Raw genomic sequence first — 24,663 nt, 5'->3', positions numbered from 1 at the left:
TATTAAAAAATAATTTATATCTCTATAAGTTATAAAAATGGCGGAGTATACAGTAGCTTTAATTATCCTTGGCCTAAAAGAAAACCCGCTACTAGTAGCGGGTTTGTTGTTATATCTCACTGTAAAGCTAGCTTAGCTTTTGTCAGTTTTACGTGGTTTGCGCTTAGGTGGCTCGTCTTTCCACTCACGTAAACCTAAACGTTGACCGGCTACGCGCGTTTTCTGCAATACACCAAAGGTGTCGGCAGGCATACCTTGTGGAAGATCTACCGTACTGAAAGTATCGAAAATCTCAATCGCCCCAATGTTTTTGCTGCTGATGTTAGCTTCGTTAGCAATAGCACCAACTATGTTACCAGGCTTAGCACCGTGGGTATGACCTACGTCAATACGGTAGCGCTGCATGCCTTCATCAGGCTTAGAGCTGCGATTACGTGGTTTTGCAGGCGCACCGCGTCTGTCATCTCTATCTCTTGGACCGCGCTCTCTGCCAGCACCGCGAGGAGCTCTATCACGCTCCCGATCACTATGAGAAGGTTTGGCGTTTAAGTCAGGTCTGTCACCTTCACGCAAAATCAAGGGTTCGTCACCCTGAGCAATTTTCGCCAAAGCCGCCATGATTTTTTCAGGAGAGGCTTCAGTTTGTTGCTGAATAGATTCAACGATAGGGATTAATGTTTCAATGGAATCATCTTCCATCGCTTCAATCACGCTTGCCTTGAAGCGAGTTAAACGAGTTTCATTGATTTCCGATATAGATGGAATCGGCATAGATTCAATAGCTTGATTCGTGGCTTTTTCAATGGCGAACAACATGCGCTTTTCACGATGTGAAATAAACAATATTGCATCACCTTGTCTGCCAGCACGTCCAGTTCTTCCAATTCTATGAACATAAGATTCTGTGTCATAAGGCACATCATAGTTAATAACATGACTGACACGTTCTACGTCTAGGCCTCGGGCTACAACATCGGTCGCAACCAATATATCGATTTTGCCTTGCTTCAATTTATCGACAGTTCTTTCACGTGCATTCTGTGCGATGTCACCGTTTAACGGCTCTACGTCGTACCCACGAGCAGACAACTTGTCGGCTAATTCAACCGTAGCAGTTTTGGTCCGCACGAAAATAATGACGCCATCAAACTCTTCAACTTCCAAAATACGGGTTAGGGCTTCAAGTTTATGATGCCCTGCAATTTGGCAGTAACGCTGACGAATTGTGCTTGCAGTGCTGACTTTAGACTCGATTTTGACATGTTTAGGATTATTCAAATAACGTTGCGTGATCTTTTTGATCGGCGCAGGCATTGTCGCTGAGAATAACGCTGTTTGACGTGTTGCTGGAGCGTGGCTCAAAATCCACTCAACATCGTCAATGAAACCCATACGTAACATTTCATCAGCTTCATCCAGTACCAAGAAACGTAACTGGTCTAATTTTAATGTTCCACGTTTAATGTGGTCAATTACCCGTCCAGGGGTACCTACGACTACTTGAACGCCACGTTTAAGCTGACGAATCTGGTTATCGTAAGATTGGCCGCCATAAATTGGTAACACGCGAATTTTTTTAGAAAAACTTGCATAGACTTGAAAAGCTTCTGCAACCTGAATAGCTAGTTCACGAGTAGGCGCCAAAACCAGTAATTGGGTATAGTCTTTATCGATATCCAAATTAGCTAGCATTGGAAGAGCGAAAGCACCGGTTTTACCCGTACCTGTTTGTGCTTGGCCTAACAGATCGTGTCCTGCCAAAATTAATGGAATACTCTCAGCTTGAATAGGAGAGGGTTTTTCGTAACCTACTTTTTCGATTGCCTGTAATAAAGCTTCAGGCAAATTTAGGTCTTTAAAAGTGATGTCTACATTGGTGGTCATTTAGGATCCCTAGTTACCGGCAGAATAGTTTGCTGATATCAGCAAATTTTTGTTTCAAAGGCAACGTTCGGAAGCGCCTAAAGGCCGGTATGGCTTAAAAGCGGTATTATATTAGATAACCCAGATATATACCAATAAAGCTGAAGATCTAAGCTGTTTTTTTGGCTATATTGGGTTTTAATAGGCTGAAATGGCACTTTTGTACGATACAAGGTAGATTGCAATTCAAAATACTATTAATAATATGTTAACACTTGTAGCATAGAGTTAATTAAATAGAAGGAATCGTTAACATATGAGAAGTTTATTTTTGGCAGTTAGCCTTAGCCTCATTTTAGGATGTTCACAAAAAAGCAGTGAAGAGCACCTTCAGTCAGCACAAGATTTTGTAGCACAAAAAAAGTTTAATTCAGCCGTTGTCGAATTAAAAAATGCCGTTCAGATGGAACCCAAAAATCCCGCCGCACGTTTTGCTTTAGGTAAAGTCTATTTAATGCAAAAACAATATGAAAGCGCTGAGAAAGAACTCAATCGTGCATTGGAATTTGGCCAACCCGCTTCAGACGTGATCCCCTTATTATCGATTGCCTATCAAAATACCGGCGCCTATGCAGAATTGAGTCAAATTGACCACAAAGAAGCGGGTATGACAGCTGAGCAAGAAATCGAAGTAGGCTTTTTTAAAGTTCAATCTCTGGTGCAGTTAGACAAACTAGAAGAAGCAAAAACCTTAATCGAAGAACTTAACGGCATAGATGTTGATACGGTGTATAAAGGATTGCTTGATATATACGGTTCGATTTTGAATCAAAATACCGAGGGTGCCGCAGATAAAGCCCAGCAGTTAGTCAGTCGATTTCCCGATAATGCCGATTTACTAAAATTACAAGGTCAATTGTACCTGCGCCTCAATCAGCCAGGAAAGGCCACAGAAGTTTATACTAAGTACATAGAAACTTATCCTGATGACACTCAAACAGTATTCGTGTTAGCTAAGTTATTGGTAGATTCAGGCAAGATACTCGAAGCGGAACCTTACATCGATCAGTTGTTAACCATCAATCAAGACAACGCCCTGCTGAATCAATTAAAAAGTGTCGTCAGTGCAGCAAAAGAGCAACATGCTGATGCACAAAAATATGCAGAAAAAGCCATTCAGAATGGTCGGGGCGATCCGGTATTACGGATGATTGCAGGGTATGCAGCTTATATACTAAAAGATTTTGAAGCTGCAAATACCCATCTTTCATATATCGCAAGCTCATTGCCTGCGAACCATCCCGCTTTGAAAATGCTCGCCGCCAGTCAATTGCAGTTAGGCATGTCAGGTGAAGCCACTGACGTGCTGAATAATTTAGGAGAGGTGAGCGAGAAAGATGCCAAGTTATTTTCTAAAGCCGGTTATGAATTGATCCGTGCTGGCAATATTAAAGATGCTAAACAAGTGGTAGAACGTTCTGCCAGTATTAGCCGCACTGCTGAAGATCTAACCCGACTTGGGGTACTGCGTCTTTCCTTAAATGATGTCAGTGGGATTTTGGATTTGGAAAAGGCACTAGAGCAAAGTCCAGAGCTGGAAGTGACACGAGCAACATTAGCTAATGCTTATTTATCTACCAATGACTTAGACAAAGCTGAAGAGTTAGCTAATGATTGGAAAACAGCGTCACCACAAGACATCAAAGCGTATATACTTGCCGGTGAAGTGAGGTTGAAGCGCGAAGAATATGACGCTGCGCTGGCAGAGTTCAATAAGGCTAAGGAGTTGGAGCCCGACAACGGCCTTATCGCACTAGCCATTGCCAACATTGATTTAACCCAAGGCAATTTTGCTGAAGGTGATAAGAAGCTACTCGCCATATTGGAGAGAAAATCTGATTTCATCCCTGCTCTTGCAGCGTATTACCTGTCCAAGCGTCAGCAAAAACAAGGCGAAGCGGGCATGCAGCCATCCTTGGCAGCCTTGAAAGCTAAGCCGAACGAGACTGGTCTGGCAATGTTAGTCGCTAGGTTATATTTATCCGAACAAAAATGGCAGAAAGCCATCGACGTGGCCAATAGAGTACCTGAAGACGAGTCAACACCTATGTCCTATTGGAACTCCAAGGGCAAGGCGCTCTTAGCCCTGCGCGGAGTGGCGGATGCCAATCAACACTATGACCGTTGGTTGGAGAGATACCCTAACAGCCGCGATGCAAACCTAGGTAAATTGCTTTTGTTGGATGCTAAAGCTGACTTTAAAGAAGGGGCAAAACGGGCTGCGGACTTCTTGCTGATAAGAGATGATATTTCGATCAAAATGCTGCATATTCACTTTTTAGTGATGTCTGGGAAGATCAGTGAGGCTAAGGTAGCCTATGCAAGTTTGCCTGACGAATATAAGCAACTGCCAGTAGCTCAGGGCTTTATGGCTAGGATCATGCTGTCAGAGGGTAAGTTTAAAGAAGCGCTTCCTTTATCCCAAGTGACGTACAAAAATATTCCTAATGATCGCAACGTCGTGCTACTTGCAGCTAATTTAGAGCGAGTGGGCGATAAGAGCGAAGCATTGTCAGTTCTGGAGAACCATTCCAAACAATATCCCAATGACTTGGGAGCGAAGATGATGCTCGCAGAACGTCAAATTAGTGGCGACCAAAGTGAGGCTATCGCTACCTATGAGAAATCATTGCAACTTAACCCCAACAACTTTGTGGTGTTGAATAACTTGGCTTATCTGTATACCCAGACGGGGCGTTTAAGGGAAGCAGAGCAATACGCTCGTAAAGCGGTATCGCAGCGGCCTAACAATGCTGATGCCGTTGACACCCTGGCTCAAGCCTTGGTTAAACAAGAAAAATATGAAGAAGCGTTGAAGTTTTATGACCGGGTTATAAATCAAGACATGAAAAAGAATGAAATATATTTAAACTATGTTGAAGTGTTGTTTTCCAATGGCAATAACGCTTTAGCCCGTCGCAAGCTGACTGACAGGAAGTTTGAAGGGGAAGATGCAAAGCGTGTTGAGAAGATTAAGGCGCAAAATGGTTTATAACTTCTGATAAAGCTATCCAGAACTCAAAGGCGATAATCTATATTATCGCCTTTTTTATTGCCAGAATTAACCTAAGGACGGAACGGCACCTTTTCGATAGTCGCTAATTTGCACCACGTTATCTTTGGTGACAGCTTTTCTTTTGGCTCTATGTAAACTCACGTCAATCAATTTTATTGGCTGACCAGACAAATGTTTAAACGGCTCAGTGACTTTTCGAATTCTCATATTCTGCTCTCCTAATCGTTAAAGTGAATGGACTACCGGTTGACTAATATCAATAGCGGTAGCGAATTCTATGCCACATTGTGAACGGGAATATTAGCCAAATAAGTGACGTTCAGGGCATGTCAAACCCCGATTCAAAGTAGGGAGTAAATCCTTTCGGTTACTTTTACCGATTAGAGTGTAATATATACAGGGCGGCTGAAATTGATTTAGCGACCCTTGATAGTTGTAGGAGTTGCATTTGCACCTCCAACTTTGCCGGACCGCTAAAACGGCCCCCTTGTTTTACTTTTTAGTTAACTCTGCTAACTGCTGTTGAATTTGAGTTAACTGCTTCGCTAAATCAGCGATAGTGGGCTCGCCCATCAACTCCATTTTTTCCTGTCGGGCCTTTACGTTTTCTTGTTCCATCACGTTGACCACTATCCCGATAACCATGTTCAAAAAAGCGAAGGCACTTAAGAATATAAAGGTTAAGTAAAATATCCAGCTAAGGGGATAGACCTCCATGGTTTCGTACATGACGTCTGTCCAATCTTCAAAGGTCATGACCCTAAACAGCGTTAACATAGATACGGTGATGTCTCCCCATAAAACTGGATTGATGGTTTCAAACAGCGTACTACCTATGGCTGCATAGATATAAAAGATGATAAACATCAACAGCATCACGTAGCCTAGTTGTGGCATGGCTTTGACTAATGAAGTTAAGAGTAGGCGCAACTCTGGGATGATTGAGATCATCCGTAATACTCTAAATACCCGCACTAAGCGAGCAATCAATGCCATATCGGTGTTTTCGGCAGGGATCAAACTAACAAAAACAATAAGGGTATCGAACAGGTTCCAGAAATTTTTAAAGAAATCACGCTTTCGCGGTTCAGCTACAAATCTAATCGTAATTTCGGTTAAGAAGAAAATGGTGATAAACCAATCAAGAAAGATTGAAACAGATATTAGCGTTTCAGACATTTCGTAGGTTTTGGCACCTACTAACAAGGCTGAAAAGATTATGACTGCAATAACGACGAGTTCGAACAGTTTGTTTGAACGTATTTGTACAAATTTACTTTTTAAACTAGTGGCGCGCATCTTATCTGAGATCCATTATTTGGTTTAGCAGTTGAGAAATCGATAGCATGATAATGAGCTTGAGGACAAGGCAAAAAAAATCTGCTGAAACCCTTGCTCCAACAGATTATACCTATCATTCGACAATATCTTAAGATTGAACGGGCGGGCGCAATCCTCGGTTGATGTCGACCACGTCCTGCTCGGTTAGATTACCCGCTGCACGTTTTAAACCTAGCACTGCGGTAATAAAATCATATCGTGCACTGGCTAAGTTTCTTTTCGCATCAAACAAGTTACGCGTGCTGTTTAGTACATCTACAATGGTCCGCGTACCCACATCAAAACCAGCTTCTGTTGCTTGTAATGCACTCTCTGCAGAAACGATAGCTTGTTCTAAGGCCCGAATCGTCGAAGTGGCAGCAATCACATCATTATATGAACTGCGCACAGAGCGAATGGCTGAGCGATGAGCCAGCTCAAGATTTTCGCTCGCAGCTATGTATCTATACTTCGCTTGTGCTGTCTGGGCACTGGTTGCGCCACCAGAATAAATAGGTACATTTAAATTAAGGCCGATGGAGTTATTATCTCGCGCTGGGAGTCCACTATTACCATTAACCTCAGTATCATCTCTACCAACTGATGCTCTTAAAGTAAGTGTGGGGTAATGGCCTGCTCGAGCAGAAGAAATATCATCTTTGGCGATTTCTTTGCTTAGTTTGTTGACCATTAACTCAAGGTTTTTTTCTTCAGCAATACTTAGCCAATCATCGACTATTGCGGGAACTGGACGAGATGCACTAAATGTTTCAGTGTTCAGTACAGATAGATTGTCATGATATTTACCAGTGATCTCACGCAACTCTTCTAAGCGCAGTTCCACTAGATTCTCTGCAACAATTTCTTGGGCTACAGTATTATCAAAATTGGCTTGTGCTTCGTGCAGGTCGGTAATTGCTGTTAAGCCCACGTTAAAGCGCTGCTTGGTTTGTTCAAGCTGACGTTCAATCGCGCGTTTTTCGGCTTGTACGAAAACCAAACCGTCTTGAGCCCTTAGCACGGCTAAATAGGCACTAGTGGTTCTGACGATTAAATCTTGCTTGGAGATGGCGTAGTTAGTATCACTTTGTTGAGCTTGTTTCTCTGCGCGATCTAAACCCACCCAATTTTTGTGGTCATATACCGACAAGGATAAATTTATGTCCCAACCTAAGTTGGTGGTATCGCTGCTGATAACGGATACCGTTGGTGGCGCTTGTTCGTCTTCACCTGCTTGATAATCAAATTGATCTTGGGAGCTGTCGGTATAGCTGATTACGCCGGACACTTGCGGCAGTAAATTTGCACGACTAATTTCAATCCCTTCAAAAGCGGCATCTCGATCAGCTTTTGCACGGTTAATCGTCGGATCCTGTTCAAGTGCACGTTGATACACCTGGTAAAGATCATCTGCAAAGGCTTGTGAGGCCACGCTAAAGCCGACAAGCAGAGACAGAATGGTTTTTTTCATTTGCTTTCCTATTTTAGTTCCGTATCGTTACGCGTAGTTAAAACATGATATTACGCGATTCTACACACATTTATGTTCGTTTTTGTTTAATTCAAAGTCTAAGGAAATCAAGCGCTAACCGAAAACATTTTGTGGTAACACCGACCGCTCAAGTGTAACAGAATATTTTTGCGAAAGTCTTAAATCCAGTACAGTATTTGAAAATAACTTACCTTAGCACTGATTAATTTAACTAGGCACACCGTTCCCAGCGACTTGGAGTCTTAATTGAAACCTTACCCTTTTTTCAGCAAAAAAGATCTTAAAATCAGCGAAACCAACAAATTATATGATGGTTTCTTTAAATTGATAGGATTTAACTTCAGCCACCGATTATTTGATGGCGGCTGGAGTAAACCAATTCATCGAGAAATCCTAGAGCGTGGTCATGCGGTAGCTGTGTTGTTATATGATCCTAAGCTAACTGAATTCGTAGTTATTGAACAATTTCGTATTGGAGCCTTACCCACCAGTAAATCGCCTTGGTTAATCGAAATTGTTGCAGGCATGATAGAGACAGGCGAAGCGCCGGAAGACGTATGTCGCCGTGAGGCAAAAGAAGAGGCTGGTGTAGACATCAAACGTTTATACAAGGCTTTGAGTTACCTTTCCAGTCCAGGAGGCACCACTGAAAGACTGCACATTTATATCGGCGAGGTTGATGCCAGTGGTGCAGGGGGTGTGCACGGTTTAGATGATGAAAATGAGGACATATTGGTCCGTCGAATAACTAAAACCCAAGCTGTAGAATGGCTAGATAGTGGCAAAATTGATAACGCCGCTGCGGTTATCGCGCTACAATGGTTCCTAATTAATGAACAAAAACTACTAAATGAGTGGCATGGGACAGACTAATTCACAACGTAAATATGTACCACACTTACCAAGCTTATTGGCCGTTTGTGAGAGTAATTATGCCCGCCTGTTACGGCTACTTCCTGATTGCGATACCTTAACATTAAGTTACATAATCGGAATTAATAAAGGGCTAGATTATCGAGTTAAGATACTGGATAGCAGTAGATATACCAGCACAGTTGAGCTGGCTCAGTTAGCCGATAATACCCCTATCTATCTGCGCCCAGTGATGCAAGTCCGCTTGTATCATGATGCTAAAGTAGCTGAAGTGTTAAATGCCCAACATGTAGGCTCGCTCAAACCTAGTTATGTTTATCCAAATGTGAAAATGCATCAACCCAATGAAAAAGAAATGACCAATCGCTTTCTATCTGAATGGCTGGCATTTTGTTTACGTCATCGTGAAACTTTGCGTTCGTCTGAAACTTAATTTATGCCTGATGCTTCCAACAATCATTATCAGTCTTTACTGCAATTAACCGATTGCCATTTATTTTCTGATCCTGAAAAAATGGCGTACGGGGTGAATCCACTAAAAAGCCTGAATGCGCTATTAGCACAAGTCGCGGCTATACAACCTGATGCGCTGATTGTAACGGGAGATATTTCAGCTGATGATAGCAAGCACAGCTATCAGTTGTTCCTCGAGAGCATTCATCAGTATGGTCTGGCTGACAAGCTTAAAGTGATTGCCGGTAATCATGATCAATCCCCTTGGTTTGCACATTATATGGCGGGATTTGATTTGACATTTCAAGCTCCCCTAAATTTAGGGAACTGGCAAATCCACGGCATAGATACACGACACAAAGGAACTTTAGGTTACCTTCACCCTAGTGACTTACAACAACTTCTGAACAATATCGACAGTCAGCCACAGTACTACCATATGATTGCCTGTCACCATAATCCAATACAAACAGGTAGTTGGATGGACAAGCACGAATGGTTAAACCGTCAATCGTTTTTAGATGCTATTGCTAATCGAGAAAATATCCGGACTGTTATTTATGGGCATATCCATAGTGACACCACACACATTTTTGAAAATTGCTTGCTTCAATCATGCCCATCAAGCTGTTGGCAGTTTGCATTGTGCGAGGAATTTAAAGTAGCAGATGAGCAACCAGGCATGCGTCATATCCTACTGGGTGACGAAGGTCAGTTGCAGTCGCAAATCTACAGGGTGAGTTGAGCTCAGAATTTGCTGCTAATTGGCAAGCAACTGGATTTTATACTTTTCCGTTTTATATTCGTTAGGGAATACTGTTCAATGCAAGACGTACTAATTTATATCCATGGCTTTTTGAGCTCCCCACAATCGGTTAAGTCTCAGCAGACTGTAAAATATATCAACGAGCACTATCCAAATTTGCTATTCGAAGCACCGCAAGTTCCTAATTATCCTGATCAAGCAATAGCGCTATTGGAGGATATTGTTAGCGCTCACCAAGGTAAAAAACTAGGATTTATTGGTAGTTCTATGGGGGGATTTATGGCTACCTACTTAGTTGAAAAATACGGTGGTAAGGCGGTTTTGATTAACCCAGCCGTTAAACCATTTGAGCTGCTCATAGACTATTTGGGTGACCATGTAAATCCCTATACCGGGATGAAATTTACTCTTTCGCCTACCCATATCGATCAATTAAAAGCTTTAGATTCGCCTATTATTCATAACCCTAGGAATTATTGGGCACTGTTACAAACAGGTGATGAAACGCTAGATTATCGTCAGGCACAGAAACGCTACGCTAACAGCAAGCTGACTATTGAAGAGGGTGGTGATCATAGCTTTACTGGTTACCCAGACTACTTGGCAGACATCTTTACTTTCTTATTCGATAAAACTTAGCAGCCATAGGTAATATTTATATTGGCTGTGCAATATTTTCATGTATAGAGCAGTCTTTAATCGGTGTTATATAAAGTAACAACCGGATTTATGTAATTAAATCATGTGATTAATGGTTTTCTGTGTGGATGGCATGGCTTCTGCAATAGTTTCTTCACTATTTCTATTACGGAGAACCTTATGTCTAAAAAATTAACTCAGATTATGTGGAAAGCAATGGCTGACAGTCCATACGTGATGGTTGCACTTACCGGTCGTGTCGAGCACAGCGAGCCTATGCGTGCTCAATTGGATGAGGATGCCAATGATTGTTTTTGGTTCTACACCACCAAAACGAATCGAATTGCGCCTGGCGGAAAAGCCATGATCCAATTTGTCAGTAAAGACCATAAGGTGTTTGCATGTATTAAAGGTAGTCTTAGCCATGAGACTGACCCTGCCATTATTGATAAATATTGGTCAAGACAAGTTGAAGCTTGGTATGAAGATGGCAAAAAAGATGACTCCCTAAAAATGATGCGCTTCGATCTTGTCGATGCTGAGATCTGGGAAGTAGATCCTGATTTGACCGGCATGCTTAAATTGGCAACCGGCGTGACTATTAGCCCAGATGAAATGGGTAGTAGAGAAAAAGTCAATTTTTAATCATTAGTGAAACAACATAAGACCAGCCTGACGGCTGGTTTTATATTTTACACAAGGTGAAAAATGATTTTTCGGCATCGCTAAACTATTATAAAGGTATCCAAGTAGGAGAGCGATTATGAAAAAGAAGCCGGTTACGTTGATGGACCAAGAAAGTAATATTGATATGACTTCAATGCTAGACATTGTATTTATCTTACTAATCTTCTTTATTGTGACCACTTCCTTCACAAAAGAGCGAGGCTTGGATATCAATAGACCCGTTGCTTCCTCAATTTCCGGAGGCGCCAATCTGACTATTCACATTCAACAAGATGGTTCCATTCGAATGGATAATCGCTTGATTGAATTGGAACGAGTGGTAGCCAATATGCAGTTATTATTATCTGAAAATAATACTAATAGTTTGTCTGTATTTGCTCACCCGAAGGCTAAACACGGTGTGGTAATGGCCGTTATGAATAATGCTAAACTGGCGGAAATTGAGCGTATATCAGTACTAATCGCCAAGAATACCTAGGCAGTTTGTATTCTGCTTACAGTACCTTGTGAGTTACTATTCCCGCCTTTATTGCGGTGCAAGAATTCAATTATTAATTTTTGGTGAGATATGGGCAGAGCTAAGGTGGCTGTAACATTGATAGCGATTTACTTCACCCAAACGATATACTCATCTTAGTTACAGTGTTAAAGTAAATTTGTGTGAAGTGTTGATTATCAAGCGCGTTGCTCAACGCCTAGCTAGTTGGTAACATCAAACCCATCATGGGTGATCAAATTCACCCCCTATTGGCAACATAAATCGAACTATAAAAATGTCAAATCAATATAATTCTGATGCTATTGAAGTCCTTAACGGTTTAGATCCGGTTAAACGCCGTCCTGGTATGTACACCGATACCACCCGACCCAACCATTTGAGTCAAGAAGTAATAGACAACAGTGTCGATGAAGCTTTGGCGGGGCATGCGTCAAATATTAAAGTTACCCTGTTTGAAGATCAGTCTATCGAAGTGACTGATGATGGTCGAGGCATGCCGGTCGACATTCACGCTGAGGAAGGTATTTCCGGCGTTGAATTGATCATGACCAAATTACATGCCGGTGGTAAGTTTTCAAATAACAACTATCAATTTTCTGGTGGTTTGCATGGTGTGGGTATTTCGGTTGTAAATGCCCTTTCAAATCGAGTTGAAGTGGGTATTCGCCGAGATGGCAACGTCTATCGGATGGCCTTTGAAAATGGCGACAAAGTTGAAGAGTTGCAAATTGTAGATAGTTGTGGAAAACGAAACACTGGCACCACGGTTAAGTTTTGGCCGAATCCTATATATTTTGATTCTGCTAAGTTTTCAGTTACTAAACTTCTGCATGTTCTACGTGCCAAGGCTGTTCTTTGTCCAGGCTTGCGCATCAAGTTTGACAATAAAATTAATAAAGAAGTTAAAGAGTGGCATTATGAAGATGGCTTAAGAGACTATCTTTATCAGTCGGTCAGTGAGTTTGAAACCTTACCCGAAGATGCTCCTTTTGTTGGAAAATTTTCTGGAAATAATGAAGCGGCCGATTGGGCAGTTATGTGGTTACCAGAAGGTGGTGACATGGTGACTGAAAGTTACGTTAATTTGATCCCCACCGCTCAAGGCGGAACTCATGTTAACGGTTTACGACAAGGCTTGCTCGAGTCAATGCGAGAGTTTTGTGAGTTCAGGAATTTGCTGCCCCGCGGAGTGAAGCTGTCTCCAGAAGATATCTGGGATCGTTGTGCCTATATTCTATCTACTAAAATGCAAGATCCACAGTTCGCAGGCCAAACCAAAGAACGTTTGTCATCTAGACAAGCTGCAGCATTCGTATCAGGTATTGTTAAAGACGCATTTAGCTTATGGTTGAACCAACATACTGACATCGCTGATGCCTTAGCCGAGATGTGTATTAACAATGCACAGAAGCGACTTCGTCAAAGTAAAAAGGTTGCCCGTAAGAAAGTCACTCAGGGCCCAGCCTTACCAGGCAAGCTGACTGATTGTACTAACCAAGATATTGAACGCTCAGAGTTATTCTTAGTAGAAGGTGATTCTGCTGGTGGTTCTGCAAAGCAAGCCCGAGATAGGGTTTTTCAAGCGATTATGCCCCTCAGAGGTAAAATATTAAATAGCTGGGAAGTGGACTCATCACAGGTATTAGCATCCCAAGAAATTCATGACATATCCGTGGCATTGGGAATCGATCCAGACTCAGATGACTTGTCAGCGCTACGTTATGGCAAAATTTGTATTCTGGCTGATGCTGACTCAGACGGTTTGCATATCGCCACCTTGCTGTGCGCCTTATTTGTTAAACATTTTAGAACTTTGGTAAATCGTGGACATGTTTATGTCGCGATGCCGCCGTTGTTTAGAATAGATGTTGGTAAAGAAGTTTACTATGCGCTGGATGAAGGTGAAAAGCAGGGGATATTAGATCGTATTGTGGCTGAGAAAAAACGAGGCAAAGTGAATGTGCAACGCTTTAAAGGCCTGGGCGAAATGAATCCTATGCAGTTACGAGAGACCACTATGGACCCAAATACTCGTCGATTGGTTCAACTGACTGAAGGTGATGCGGAGCAAATGTTAGAGTTAATGGATATGTTGCTATCCAAGAAGCGTGCGCCGGATCGTAAAATTTGGTTGGAATCTAAAGGGAACATGGCCGAAGTGTAATGGACTTTGGGTTAGCTGTTCTCTAATTGCGAGTATAAGTTAACTATTAGGGGTAACTTATAGAGAATAAAGCAGACACATCTGAATAGTGTGTCTGCTTTATATAAGCAGAAGGTTTTATTCTTCTTCAACTTTCTCTTTTGCTAAACGAACCTTTAAGGTTCTTTCTTGAAATTCAGTGTCATTAAGCTTGTGGATCATTTTATCCGCATTCTTACTATCTACTTCAACGAAGCCGTAACCTTTGCGCTTGCCGGTTCTACGATCTTTCATTAGACGCACAGAAGCAACATTTCCGTAAGAGGCAAAATGCTCACTGACTGATTGCTCATTCGCTTTATAAGGAAGGTTACCTACATATAAAGTTGTCGTTGTGTTGCTAATGGTTAACGACTCAGTAGGTGCTTCGCTAATGATTTTGGATATTTGCGGAATGATAATTCCACCAATCACAATACCAATTACAAAAGCGAGTTGAACGGACATAAGGTCATCAGGCAAAAGAAAGTATGCAGCAACTGCAACAATGACTGTAAGAATAAGATTTAATATAGAAGGAGATTTCATTTAACTACCTAAAAATGTGTTGTTATAAGTTTATTGTTATTGGAAAAAATATTACATAGCTATGGTACGCATAAAACCGATAGACGCCAACTTTGATTATCAAACCTAGCTTCGCGCTACTATATAAGCAGACAATAAAGCACTAATCCACTTTATATAGCGCTATAACTATTACTTTTCGCAGTAAAAAAGACCAATCGGCTCATATTTCGAGCAAACGATCCTCTATATACAATTAATTTCAAATAAGCCCTTGACGTTCATCTTGGTAACTGTAGAATGCGCCCTCGCTTCGGGGAGTTCTTACAAGAACACTCATTCACAGAGAGTCAAATGACAAATCTGTGACACAGCTCTAGGGCAGGTATGAAGCGGGGATCAACCAGAAACGTTTCGAAAATAAATTAAAATTTTCTAAACAAAAAAGGTTGACACCGAATCCGGAGAGTGTAGAATACGCCTCCCGCTTGAGAGAGACCTTAGAGTCAAACTTCAGCAAGGAAAAAGATTTATCGGGTGACGTAAAATGCGACGCTTACCTTGAGCAAGAAAGCCGAGTGATAATGTTTACATATTTGCTGGCAAGATTAGCTCAAAATGTTCTTTAACAATTGATAACAAGACAATCTGTGTGGACACTCATTATAAGAGTGTTTGCCAAAAAAATTCATATTTCGAAACTTTAATTGAAGAGTTTGATCATGGCTCAGATTGAACGCTGGCGGCAGGCCTAACACATGCAAGTCGAACGGTAGCAGAACTAGCTTGCTAGTTGCTGACGAGTGGCGGACGGGTGAGTAATGCCTGGGAATTTGCCTTTGTGTGGGGGATAACTATTGGAAACGATAGCTAATACCGCATAACGTCTACGGACCAAAGGGGGCTTTTAGCTCTCGCGCAAAGAGAAGCCCAGGTGAGATTAGCTAGTTGGCGGGGTAAGAGCCCACCAAGGTGACGATCTCTAGCTGTTCTGAGAGGAAGATCAGCCACACTGGGACTGAGACACGGCCCAGACTCCTACGGGAGGCAGCAGTGGGGAATATTGCACAATGGGGGAAACCCTGATGCAGCCATGCCGCGTGTGTGAAGAAGGCCTTCGGGTTGTAAAGCACTTTCAGTTGTGAGGAAAGGTTGATGGTTAATACCCATCAGCTGTGACGTTAGCAACAGAAGAAGCACCGGCTAACTCCGTGCCAGCAGCCGCGGTAATACGGAGGGTGCGAGCGTTAATCGGAATTACTGGGCGTAAAGCGCACGCAGGCGGTTGTATAAGCTAGATGTGAAAGCCCCGGGCTCAACCTGGGACGGTCATTTAGAACTGTACGACTAGAGTCTTGGAGAGGGGAGTGGAATTCCAGGTGTAGCGGTGAAATGCGTAGATATCTGGAGGAACATCAGTGGCGAAGGCGACTCCCTGGCCAAAGACTGACGCTCATGTGCGAAAGTGTGGGTAGCGAACAGGATTAGATACCCTGGTAGTCCACACCGTAAACGCTGTCTACTAGCTGTTTGTGGATTTTATCCGTGAGTAGCGAAGCTAACGCGATAAGTAGACCGCCTGGGGAGTACGGCCGCAAGGTTAAAACTCAAATGAATTGACGGGGGCCCGCACAAGCGGTGGAGCATGTGGTTTAATTCGATGCAACGCGAAGAACCTTACCTACTCTTGACATCCAGAAAATTTGGCAGAGATGCCTCAGTGCCTTCGGGAATTCTGAGACAGGTGCTGCATGGCTGTCGTCAGCTCGTGTCGTGAGATGTTGGGTTAAGTCCCGCAACGAGCGCAACCCTTGTCCTTAGTTGCCAGCATTTAGTTGGGCACTCTAAGGAGACTGCCGGTGACAAACCGGAGGAAGGTGGGGACGACGTCAAGTCATCATGGCCCTTACGAGTAGGGCTACACACGTGCTACAATGGCGAGTACAGAGGGAAGCGAGACAGTGATGTGGAGCGGACCCCTTAAAGCTCGTCGTAGTCCGGATTGGAGTCTGCAACTCGACTCCATGAAGTCGGAATCGCTAGTAATCGCAAATCAGAATGTTGCGGTGAATACGTTCCCGGGCCTTGTACACACCGCCCGTCACACCATGGGAGTGGGATGCAAAAGAAGTAGTTAGTCTAACCTTCGGGAGGACGATTACCACTTTGTGTTTCATGACTGGGGTGAAGTCGTAACAAGGTAACCCTAGGGGAACCTGGGGTTGGATCACCTCCTTACACTATAGGTATCACTTTTGTGATGCAGTGTTCACACAGATTGTTTTGTTGTTAATAAAGAAGAACGACGGCCTATTGGGGCTATAGCTCAGCTGGGAGAGCGCCTGCCTTGCACGCAGGAGGTCAGCAGTTCGATCCTGCTTAGCTCCACCAATTGCTGTTAGACTAAAGCAAGAATAGGCTTGTAGCTCAGCTGGTTAGAGCGCACCCCTGATAAGGGTGAGGTCGGCAGTTCAAGTCTGCCCAAGCCTACCAAATTCACGCCTATGCTGCGTTATTTGACTCGTCGTGTACAAAAGCGGTACACGTCCTCATCAAATGCCTTGCCTAGCCGCGAATTGCGCGTAAATAGTTGGCTCGTCGTTAAAAGGAAGTAAGCACCTTAATCAATATGTGTAGTAATAGCATAAATTGATTAGGGTTTTTTAAACCTTAAAAGTGCATTGTGTAAGCGACGTCATGTAATGATAGTCACCTTGCGCAAATGTTATCTCAAGAATCAGTGTTCACTACGTTCACGTTTCTTGTTTCGATAATTTTGCACGAACGTTCTTTAACAATTTGGAAAGCTGATAAAAGTAATCAAAACTAAGAGTAATAATTGAAGAGTAATCTTCAAGCGTACTCTATCTGATTTTGTGATTAGTACTTGTCACGCATACACAAGCTCTTAAATGAGCACCTATGATTTGTGAATAAAAAGGCGCAAATCAAACCAAAGAATATACCGTTAATCATTCATGTCTTTAACGGAATATTCAACGATTTGGTTTCTAGGCAAGTGGATACGAAAATCGAATGAGGGCGCATACGTATTTGTATGTAACCGAGTGAGATTGAAGAGCCACGCAGCATAGGAAGCAAAGCGGTAGGATATTTGGGGTTGTATGGTTAAGTGACTAAGCGTATACGGTGGATGCCTAGGCAGTTAGAGGCGATGAAGGACGTGTAAGTCTGCGAAAAGCTGTGGTGAGTTGACAAAACGCATTTGAACCACAGATATCCGAATGGGGAAACCCACCGCTTCGGCGGTATCATTAACTGAATACATAGGTTAATGAGGCAAACGAGGGGAACTGAAACATCTAAGTACCCTTAGGAAAAGAAATCAACCGAGATTCCCCTAGTAGCGGCGAGCGAACGGGGATTAGCCCTTAAGCTAATTGTAAGCCAGTGGAATGTGTTGGAAAGCACAGCGATACAAGGTGATAGCCCTGTACACAAAGGCGAACTTTAAGTGAAATCGAGTAGGTCGGGACACGTGTTATCTTGACTGAAAATGGGGGGACCATCCTCCAAGGCTAAATACTCCTAACTGACCGATAGTGAACCAGTACCGTGAGGGAAAGGCGAAAAGAACCCCTGTGAGGGGAGTGAAATAGAACCTGAAACCGTATACGTACAAGCAGTGGGAGCAGACTTGTTCTGTGACTGCGTACCTTTTGTATAATGGGTCAGCGACTTATATTTTGTAGCGAGGTTAACCGATTAGGGGAGCCGTAGTGAAAGCGAGCGTTAACTGCGCGTTTAGTTGCAAGGTATAGACCCGAAACCCGGTGATCTAGCCATGGGCAGGTTGAAGGTTGAGTAACATCAACTGGAGGACCGAACCCACTAACGTTGAAAAGTTAGGGGATGACCTGTGGCTGGGGGTGAAAGGCCAATCAAACCGGGAGATAGCTGGTTCTCCCCGAAAGCTATTTAGGTAGCGCCTCGGACGAACACCATTGGGGGTAGAGCACTGTTAAGGCTAGGGGGTCATCCCGACTTACCAACCCTTTGCAAACTCCGAATACCAATGAGTGATATCCGGGAGACACACGGCGGGTGCTAACGTCCGTCGTGAAGAGGGAAACAACCCAGACCGCCAGCTAAGGTCCCAAAATATTGCTAAGTGGGAAACGATGTGGGAAGGCTAAGACAGCTAGGAGGTTGGCTTAGAAGCAGCCACCCTTTAAAGAAAGCGTAATAGCTCACTAGTCGAGTCGGCCTGCGCGGAAGATGTAACGGGGCTAAGCAATATACCGAAGCTGCGGATGTCTACTTTGTAGACATGGTAGGGGAGCGTTGTGTAAGTGGTTGAAGGTGAGCTGTGAGGCGAGCTGGACATATCACAAGTGCGAATGCTGACATGAGTAACGATAATGGGGGTGAAAAACCCCCACGCCGGAAGACCAAGGTTTCCTGTCCCATGCTAATCAGGGCAGGGTAAGTCGGCCCCTAAGGCGAGGCAGAAATGCGTAGTCGATGGGAAACGGATTAATATTTCCGTACTTGGTATATCAGTGAAGGGGGGACGGAGAAGGCTAGGCAAGCTTGGTGTTGGTTATCCAAGTGAAAGTGCGTAGGGTAGAATTTTAGGTAAATCCGGAATTCTATTAGCCTGAGACACGAGACGAGACACCACGGTGTTGAAGTTGTTGATGCCATGCTTCCAGGAAAAGCCTCTAAACTTATGATATATCGAACCGTACCCCAAACCGACACAGGTGGTCAGGTAGAGAATACTAAGGCGCTTGAGAGAACTCGGGTGAAGGAACTCGGCAAAATAGTACCGTAACTTCGGGAGAAGGTACGCCCCTGTTTGTGAAGGACTTGCTCCGTAAGCGAATGGGGGTCGCAGTGACCAGGTGGCTGGGACTGTTTATTAAAAACACAGCACTGTGCTAAATCGCAAGATGACGTATACGGTGTGACACCTGCCCGGTGCCGGAAGGTTAATTGATGGGGTTAGCGTAAGCGAAGCTCTTGATCGAAGCCCCGGTAAACGGCGGCCGTAACTATAACGGTCCTAAGGTAGCGAAATTCCTTGTCGGGTAAGTTCCGACCTGCACGAATGGTGTAACCATGGCCACGCTGTCTCCACCCGAGACTCAGTGAAATTGAAATCGCAGTGAAGATGCTGTGTACCCGCACCTAGACGGAAAGACCCCGTGAACCTTTACTACAGCTTGGCACTGAACATTGAATCTACATGTGTAGAATAGGTGGGAGGCTTTGAAGCACAGTCGCTAGATTGTGTGGAGCCACCTTTGAAATACCACCCTTGTATATTTGATGTTCTAACATAGGTCCCTAATCGGGATTGTGGACAGTGTCTGGTGGGTAGTTTGACTGGGGCGGTCTCCTCCCAAAGAGTAACGGAGGAGCACGAAGGTTAGCTAATCACGGTCGGACATCGTGAGGTTAGTGCAATGGCATAAGCTAGCTTAACTGCGAGACAGACACGTCGAGCAGGTACGAAAGTAGGTCATAGTGATCCGGTGGTTCTGTATGGAAGGGCCATCGCTCAACGGATAAAAGGTACTCCGGGGATAACAGGCTGATACCGCCCAAGAGTTCATATCGACGGCGGTGTTTGGCACCTCGATGTCGGCTCATCACATCCTGGGGCTGAAGTCGGTCCCAAGGGTATGGCTGTTCGCCATTTAAAGTGGTACGCGAGCTGGGTTTAGAACGTCGTGAGACAGTTCGGTCCCTATCTGGTGTGGGCGTTGGATGATTGAGGGGAGCTGCTCCTAGTACGAGAGGACCGGAGTGGACGAACCGCTGGTGTTCGGGTTGTTTTGCCAAAGGCATTGCCCGGTAGCTACGTTCGGAATCGATAACCGCTGAAAGCATCTAAGCGGGAAGCGAGCCCCAAGATGAGTCATCCCTGACAGTTTAACTGTCCTAAAGGGTTGTTGAAGACTACGACGTAGATAGGCAGGGTGTGGAAGCGTTGCAAGGCGTTAAGCTAACCTGTACTAATTGCCCGTGAGGCTTAACCATACAACGCCCAAATGTCTTTGACATTGGTGTTGAATGAGTGACAAGACAACACAAAACAGGCTTGGTAAAACAAGCAAGAGTACGCAACTCGATTTGATTACGATATCGCTTTTCCAGATTTGTTAATGTTTGGTTTAACTACAACGTTAAACGAGACAACCAGTTTATGCCTGGCAGCCATAGCGATACGGTACCACCTGATCCCATTCCGAACTCAGAAGTGAAACGTATTAGCGGCGATGGTAGTGTGGGGTTTCCCCATGTGAGAGTAGCACACTGCCAGGCTCCCATTTAGAAGAAAGGCTACCTATTTAGGTAGCCTTTTTTTATGACTGCGATTTAGCTAACGAAGTGCCTTTATGGGGTGGAGTTTTCTCGATTCTCTAGTAAAGTAATCACGCTTTGCGCCGTCAGATAGCCAGCCTCACCTTGCGCAAACATAACTCAATAATTAGAATTCGCTACGCTCAGCATTTTGTTTCGTTAATTTTGCACCACCAAACCTAACCCCTCAAATGTCATGCAATGCCTGTCCACGTATCAAACGGCTAGGTGTCAACCTTCCAAGGTGGTATCTCCAGTGCAGCATCCATGCTGCCCGTTCAGTCGGCTAACGCTTCTTCGAAGCTAACAGCAGCCTCCATCACCCCCATGTGAGAGCCTTACGAAAATAGCGAAAAGCTTATATCAACCGAATGCTTAGATGTTCACAATAAGGAATACTGAATAAGTGCCACGACATATCGTTTTCTCGGATGAAAACGCTAAGCGTACAGGGATGTATTTACCGCGTGGTCGTGGGGCTTTTTCAGTGTTACTTCCCTGCAGTGTTTTATGCCTGTCCAGATAATATTAGCATAGCTTCAAGTTACTCTGACCCTGAGGGATCCCCACGAAATTAGAATTCGCTACGCTCAGCATTTTGTTTCGTTAATTTTGCACCACCAAACCTAACCCCTCAAATGTCATGCAATGCCTGTCCACGTATCAAACGATGCAATGCCTGTCCACGTATCAAACGGCTAGGTGTCAACCTTCCATGGTGGTATCTCCAGTGCAGCATCCATGCTGCCCGTTCAGTCGGTTAACGCTTCTTCGAAGCTAACAGCAGCCTCCATCACCCCCATGTAAGAGTAGTATTCACGCAGACGGCCAGTCTGCCAGGCTCCCATTAGAAGAAAGGCTACCTATTTAGGTAGCCTTTTTTTATGCCTGAGATTTAGCTAACGAAGTGCCTTTATGGGATGGAGTTTTCTAGATTCTCTAGTAAAGTAATCACGCTTTGCGCCGTCAGATAGCCAGCCTCACCTTGCGCAAACATAACTCAATAATTAGAATTCGCTACGCTCAGCATTTTGTTTCGTTAATTTTGCACCACCAAACCTAACCCCTCAAATGTAATGCAATGCCTGTCCACGTATCAAACGGCTAGGTGTCAACCTTCCATGGTGGTATCTCCAGCCCGACATCCATGTCGGTCGTGCGCTCGGGCGGAACTTCGTTCCTAAAACATCCTCGCTTACCCCCATGTGAGAGCCTTACGAAAATAGCGAAAAGCTTATATCAACCGAATGCTTAGATGTTCACAAGAAGGAATGCTGAATAAGTGCCACGACATATCGTTTTCTCGGATGAAAACGCTAAGCGTACAGGGATGTATTTACCGCGTGGTCGTGGGGCTTGTTCAGTGTTACTTCCCTGCAGTGTTTTGTGCCTGTCCAGATAATATTAGCATAGCTTCAAGTTACTCTGACCCTCTTGAAAAGAGAAATATTATTGTTTACGTAACAAACCAAACATATCCATATCGTGGAAGTCACCATTCCAGTAACACTTACCTCTTAAGGTGCCTTCAAATTCGAAGCCGAGTTTTTTTAATAGCTTTTGTGAAGGTAGGTTACTTGGCAGAGCAAGTGCTTCGATGCGGTGTACGTAGAAATGAAACTGTTCTGATAGGATAAACTCAATAATGCTCGAAACAGCCTCAAATGCGATACCCTTTCCCCAGCAATCCGGAGATAATTCATAGCCTATAACAGCACTATGATCATATTGATTCCAATGGGTAAATCCACAAGTGCCAACTAATGTGCCAGACTCGTTGTCACGAATGGCCCAACGAATACCAGTGTCGCTTTCAAACCTAGCATCAAAATAAGATACTAGGTTATCAGCCTCTTCTATCTTAGTGAATTTCTCCACATCATAGTGTTCTATGACTTTAGGATCAGAGAATATAGCAAATAAGGCATCACGATCGCTGACAAGCAACTGATTGAGCTTTAAGCGCTGTGTGGTCAAAATGGGGAAGCTTTGTTTTTGCATGGTAGGTAAGGTTAAGGCATTTTGCTTATTATTACTTATCACACAGCTTTTGCAACGAAGCTGTTTAAAACAGATAGGCATAGAAAAGCCGGCTTGCGCCGGCTTGTTTATATTTTGCTATGACTATTCTTTTGATCGACCCGCACGCTTTCTTTCATTTTCTGTTAGAAGCTTCTTACGGATACGAGTACTGATTGGAGTCACTTCTACAAGTTCATCGTTATCGATAAACTCCAAAGCTTGTTCCAATGTCATTCTAACCGGTGGCACCAAAGTTTGGGCCTCATCAGTTCCAGAAGCACGTACGTTAGTTAACTGCTTACCTTTCAATGCGTTAACAGTTAAATCGTTATCACGACTGTGGATACCGATAACCATACCTTCATAAACTTCAACACCGTGTCCAATAAATAGGCGGCCACGTTCTTGTAAGTTGAATAAGGCATTTGTTAGTGCTTTACCCGTTGCATTGGCAATCAATACACCGTTTTTACGTTGACCAATATTGCCACCTTTATGCGGTCCGTAATGATCAAATGAGTGATAAATCAAGCCTGAACCAGAGGTCATTGTCATGAAATCTGTTTGGAAACCTATCAAGCCACGGCTAGGGATCATAAAGTCTAAACGGATACGGCCTTTACCATCAGGAGACATGTTAGTGAGTTCACCTTTACGTAAACCAATTTGTTCCATGATTGAACCCTGATGCTGTTCTTCAACATCAATAGTTACTGTTTCAAAGGGTTCGTGAGTAACACCATCTACTTCACGAAGAATTACTTCGGGACGAGAAACGGCAAGCTCATAGCCTTCACGACGCATATTTTCGATTAATATGCCTAGGTGTAATTCACCACGACCAGAAACACGGAATTTATCAGGATCGGTCGTTTCTTCAACTCGCAATGCTACGTTATGTACTAATTCGTTTTGAAGACGCTCTAGAATATTTCTAGAAGTAACATACTTACCTTCTTTTCCTGCGAAAGGAGAAGTGTTGACTTGGAAAGTCATGGTTACAGTTGGTTCATCAACTGATAACTGAGGTAGCGCTTCTACTTTACTCGGATCACAGATAGTGTCTGAAATTTTAAGTTCGCCCAAACCTGTTATTGCGATGATATCGCCAGCTTGTGCAGCATCAACTTCATGACGAGCCAAACCAAGGTAACCTTGTACCTGACCTACTTTAGCATTTCGCTTACTACCATCAGCCATAACTACTGTTACTTGCTGGTTAGGCTTGACGCGGCCGCGAGTTATACGGCCTATACCGATTACACCAACATATGAGTTGTAATCAAGTTGAGAAATTTGCATTTGGAAAGGACCATCTGGATCCGCATTTGGTGCTTCAACTACATCGACGATAGTTTGGAACAGTGGCGTCATATCGTCAGATTTAACGTCCGCGTCACGAGACGCCCAACCGTTTAGTGCTGATGCGTAAACCACTTCAAAGTCAAGTTGGTCGTCAGTTGCCCCAAGGTTGTCAAACAAATCAAAAACTTGATCCATAACCCAATCAGGACGAGCACCAGGCTTATCAATTTTGTTGATAACTACGATAGGTTTTAGGCCTTGAGCAAATGCTTTTTGCGTTACAAAGCGAGTCTGTGGCATTGGGCCTTCTTGAGCGTCTACTAACAATAAAACAGAATCCGCCATCGACATTACACGCTCCACTTCTCCACCGAAGTCGGCGTGTCCTGGGGTGTCTACAATGTTAATGCGGTAATCGTTCCAGTTGATCGCAGTATTTTTTGCAAGAATGGTAATTCCACGCTCTTTTTCGATGTCGTTAGAATCCATCACGCGCTCTTCAACTTCACCGCGACTTTCCAAGGTGCCGGATTGCTGCAACAATTTATCAACCAAAGTCGTTTTACCGTGGTCAACGTGAGCTATGATTGCAATGTTGCGTAACTTTTTGATATCGTGTGACAAA

The 24,663-nt window shown here is 43.7% G+C and carries 15 protein-coding genes, 2 tRNA genes and 3 rRNA genes; 13 read left to right on the top strand and 7 right to left on the bottom strand.

The window, feature by feature from the left end; translation table 11 throughout:
* Window positions 1-132: 132 nt before the first annotated feature.
* Window positions 133-1,884 carry a DEAD/DEAH box helicase gene (locus QR722_RS16660; RefSeq protein ID WP_286284071.1) on the bottom strand — a complete coding sequence of 584 codons (1,752 nt, stop codon included), beginning with the start codon at window positions 1,882-1,884 and terminating at the stop codon, window positions 133-135.
* A gap of 295 nt (window positions 1,885-2,179) precedes the next feature.
* Here QR722_RS16660 and prsT point away from each other — a divergent pair, with 295 nt between their 5' ends.
* Window positions 2,180-4,918 carry an XrtA/PEP-CTERM system TPR-repeat protein PrsT gene (gene prsT / locus QR722_RS16655; RefSeq protein WP_286284070.1) on the top strand — a complete coding sequence of 913 codons (2,739 nt, stop codon included), beginning with the start codon at window positions 2,180-2,182 and terminating at the stop codon, window positions 4,916-4,918.
* 66 nt (window positions 4,919-4,984) lie between these two features.
* Here the strand turns inward: prsT and QR722_RS16650 are convergent, their stop codons facing one another.
* From QR722_RS16650 to tolC, 3 genes are all read right to left on the bottom strand, one after another.
* Entirely contained in the window at window positions 4,985-5,146 is a 162-nt protein-coding gene (locus QR722_RS16650; RefSeq protein WP_286284069.1) for a hypothetical protein, read from the bottom strand.
* 285 nt (window positions 5,147-5,431) lie between these two features.
* Complete coding sequence (locus tag QR722_RS16645; protein WP_286284068.1) at window positions 5,432-6,238, bottom strand: ion transporter; 807 nt, start codon at window positions 6,236-6,238, stop codon at window positions 5,432-5,434.
* A 130-nt stretch (window positions 6,239-6,368) separates the two neighbouring features.
* The gene (gene tolC / locus QR722_RS16640; RefSeq protein ID WP_286284067.1) at window positions 6,369-7,730 is read right to left on the bottom strand and encodes an outer membrane channel protein TolC; all 1,362 of its coding nucleotides are present in this window, start codon (window positions 7,728-7,730) and stop codon (window positions 6,369-6,371) included.
* A 267-nt stretch (window positions 7,731-7,997) separates the two neighbouring features.
* Between tolC and nudF the strand changes: the two genes are divergently transcribed.
* From nudF to parE, 7 genes are all read left to right on the top strand, one after another.
* Window positions 7,998-8,624, top strand: a complete 627-nt coding sequence (gene nudF / locus QR722_RS16635) for an ADP-ribose diphosphatase (RefSeq protein WP_286284066.1) — start codon at window positions 7,998-8,000, stop codon at window positions 8,622-8,624.
* On the top strand, window positions 8,602-9,057 hold the full coding sequence (locus QR722_RS16630; protein WP_502872442.1) for a DUF1249 domain-containing protein: 456 nt from the start codon (window positions 8,602-8,604) through the stop codon (window positions 9,055-9,057). The genes nudF and QR722_RS16630 overlap by 23 nt, the downstream gene beginning before the upstream one ends.
* 3 nt (window positions 9,058-9,060) lie before the next feature.
* Window positions 9,061-9,822, top strand: a complete 762-nt coding sequence (locus QR722_RS16625; protein WP_286284064.1) for a metallophosphoesterase family protein — start codon at window positions 9,061-9,063, stop codon at window positions 9,820-9,822.
* Between the two features lie 78 nt (window positions 9,823-9,900).
* Window positions 9,901-10,482, top strand: coding sequence for a YqiA/YcfP family alpha/beta fold hydrolase (locus tag QR722_RS16620; RefSeq protein ID WP_286284063.1), 582 nt, complete (start codon window positions 9,901-9,903; stop codon window positions 10,480-10,482).
* Between the two features lie 180 nt (window positions 10,483-10,662).
* Window positions 10,663-11,127, top strand: a complete 465-nt coding sequence (locus QR722_RS16615) for a pyridoxamine 5'-phosphate oxidase family protein (RefSeq protein WP_286284061.1) — start codon at window positions 10,663-10,665, stop codon at window positions 11,125-11,127.
* A gap of 118 nt (window positions 11,128-11,245) precedes the next feature.
* Window positions 11,246-11,647 (top strand): ExbD/TolR family protein, encoded by a 402-nt coding sequence (locus QR722_RS16610; RefSeq protein ID WP_286284059.1) that lies wholly within the window; start codon window positions 11,246-11,248, stop codon window positions 11,645-11,647.
* A gap of 295 nt (window positions 11,648-11,942) precedes the next feature.
* On the top strand, window positions 11,943-13,832 hold the full coding sequence (gene parE, locus QR722_RS16605) for a DNA topoisomerase IV subunit B (protein ID WP_286284058.1): 1,890 nt from the start codon (window positions 11,943-11,945) through the stop codon (window positions 13,830-13,832).
* 117 nt (window positions 13,833-13,949) lie between these two features.
* On the opposite strand, the gene QR722_RS16600 is transcribed toward parE, so the two are convergent.
* Entirely contained in the window at window positions 13,950-14,399 is a 450-nt protein-coding gene (locus QR722_RS16600) for an RNA recognition motif domain-containing protein (protein ID WP_286284057.1), read from the bottom strand.
* Between the two features lie 683 nt (window positions 14,400-15,082).
* Between QR722_RS16600 and QR722_RS16595 the strand changes: the two genes are divergently transcribed.
* The 5 genes from QR722_RS16595 to rrf all read left to right on the top strand — a co-directional run bounded on the left by QR722_RS16595 (window position 15,083) and on the right by rrf (window position 20,672).
* Window positions 15,083-16,616: ribosomal RNA gene (locus QR722_RS16595) — 16S ribosomal RNA — on the top strand.
* Between the two features lie 77 nt (window positions 16,617-16,693).
* Window positions 16,694-16,769, top strand: a tRNA-Ala gene (locus tag QR722_RS16590).
* 25 nt (window positions 16,770-16,794) lie between these two features.
* Window positions 16,795-16,871 (top strand) — tRNA-Ile (locus tag QR722_RS16585).
* A gap of 634 nt (window positions 16,872-17,505) precedes the next feature.
* A 23S ribosomal RNA gene (locus QR722_RS16580) occupies window positions 17,506-20,387 on the top strand.
* A 169-nt stretch (window positions 20,388-20,556) separates the two neighbouring features.
* Window positions 20,557-20,672: ribosomal RNA gene (gene rrf, locus QR722_RS16575) — 5S ribosomal RNA — on the top strand.
* The 16S, 23S and 5S rRNA genes sit together here with 2 tRNA genes alongside, the layout of an rRNA operon.
* Before the next feature lie 1,488 nt (window positions 20,673-22,160).
* Here the strand turns inward: rrf and QR722_RS16570 are convergent.
* Together QR722_RS16570 and typA are read right to left on the bottom strand one after the other, a co-directional pair.
* On the bottom strand, window positions 22,161-22,754 hold the full coding sequence (locus tag QR722_RS16570; RefSeq protein WP_286284056.1) for a GNAT family N-acetyltransferase: 594 nt from the start codon (window positions 22,752-22,754) through the stop codon (window positions 22,161-22,163).
* Window positions 22,755-22,835: 81 nt separating this feature from the next.
* Window positions 22,836-24,662: a translational GTPase TypA gene (gene typA / locus QR722_RS16565; protein ID WP_502872441.1), complete on the bottom strand. Its 1,827-nt coding sequence runs from the start codon at window positions 24,660-24,662 to the stop codon at window positions 22,836-22,838.
* Window position 24,663 lies beyond the last annotated feature (1 nt).

The sequence above is a fragment of the Aliiglaciecola sp. LCG003 genome, from assembly GCF_030316135.1.
Lineage (GTDB): Bacteria > Pseudomonadota > Gammaproteobacteria > Enterobacterales > Alteromonadaceae > Aliiglaciecola.
The sequence above is the reverse complement of the archived record's forward strand: the minus strand, read 5'-3'. Positions and strand labels throughout refer to the sequence as shown.

Bases quoted from the DNA above. Each gene is read 5' to 3' on its own strand.
- QR722_RS16625 (WP_286284064.1), top strand. From the start codon at position 9,061: ATGCCTGATGCTTCCAACAATCATTATCAGTCTTTACTGCAATTAACC.
- parE (WP_286284058.1), top strand. From the start codon at position 11,943: ATGTCAAATCAATATAATTCTGATGCTATTGAAGTCCTTAACGGTTTA.
- QR722_RS16630 (WP_502872442.1), top strand. From the start codon at position 8,602: ATGAGTGGCATGGGACAGACTAATTCACAACGTAAATATGTACCACAC.
- QR722_RS16610 (WP_286284059.1), top strand. From the start codon at position 11,246: ATGAAAAAGAAGCCGGTTACGTTGATGGACCAAGAAAGTAATATTGAT.
- QR722_RS16660 (WP_286284071.1), bottom strand. From the start codon at position 1,884: ATGACCACCAATGTAGACATCACTTTTAAAGACCTAAATTTGCCTGAA.
- QR722_RS16645 (WP_286284068.1), bottom strand. From the start codon at position 6,238: ATGCGCGCCACTAGTTTAAAAAGTAAATTTGTACAAATACGTTCAAAC.
- tolC (WP_286284067.1), bottom strand. From the start codon at position 7,730: ATGAAAAAAACCATTCTGTCTCTGCTTGTCGGCTTTAGCGTGGCCTCA.
- QR722_RS16650 (WP_286284069.1), bottom strand. From the start codon at position 5,146: ATGAGAATTCGAAAAGTCACTGAGCCGTTTAAACATTTGTCTGGTCAG.
- QR722_RS16600 (WP_286284057.1), bottom strand. From the start codon at position 14,399: ATGAAATCTCCTTCTATATTAAATCTTATTCTTACAGTCATTGTTGCA.
- prsT (WP_286284070.1), top strand. From the start codon at position 2,180: ATGAGAAGTTTATTTTTGGCAGTTAGCCTTAGCCTCATTTTAGGATGT.
- QR722_RS16615 (WP_286284061.1), top strand. From the start codon at position 10,663: ATGTCTAAAAAATTAACTCAGATTATGTGGAAAGCAATGGCTGACAGT.
- QR722_RS16620 (WP_286284063.1), top strand. From the start codon at position 9,901: ATGCAAGACGTACTAATTTATATCCATGGCTTTTTGAGCTCCCCACAA.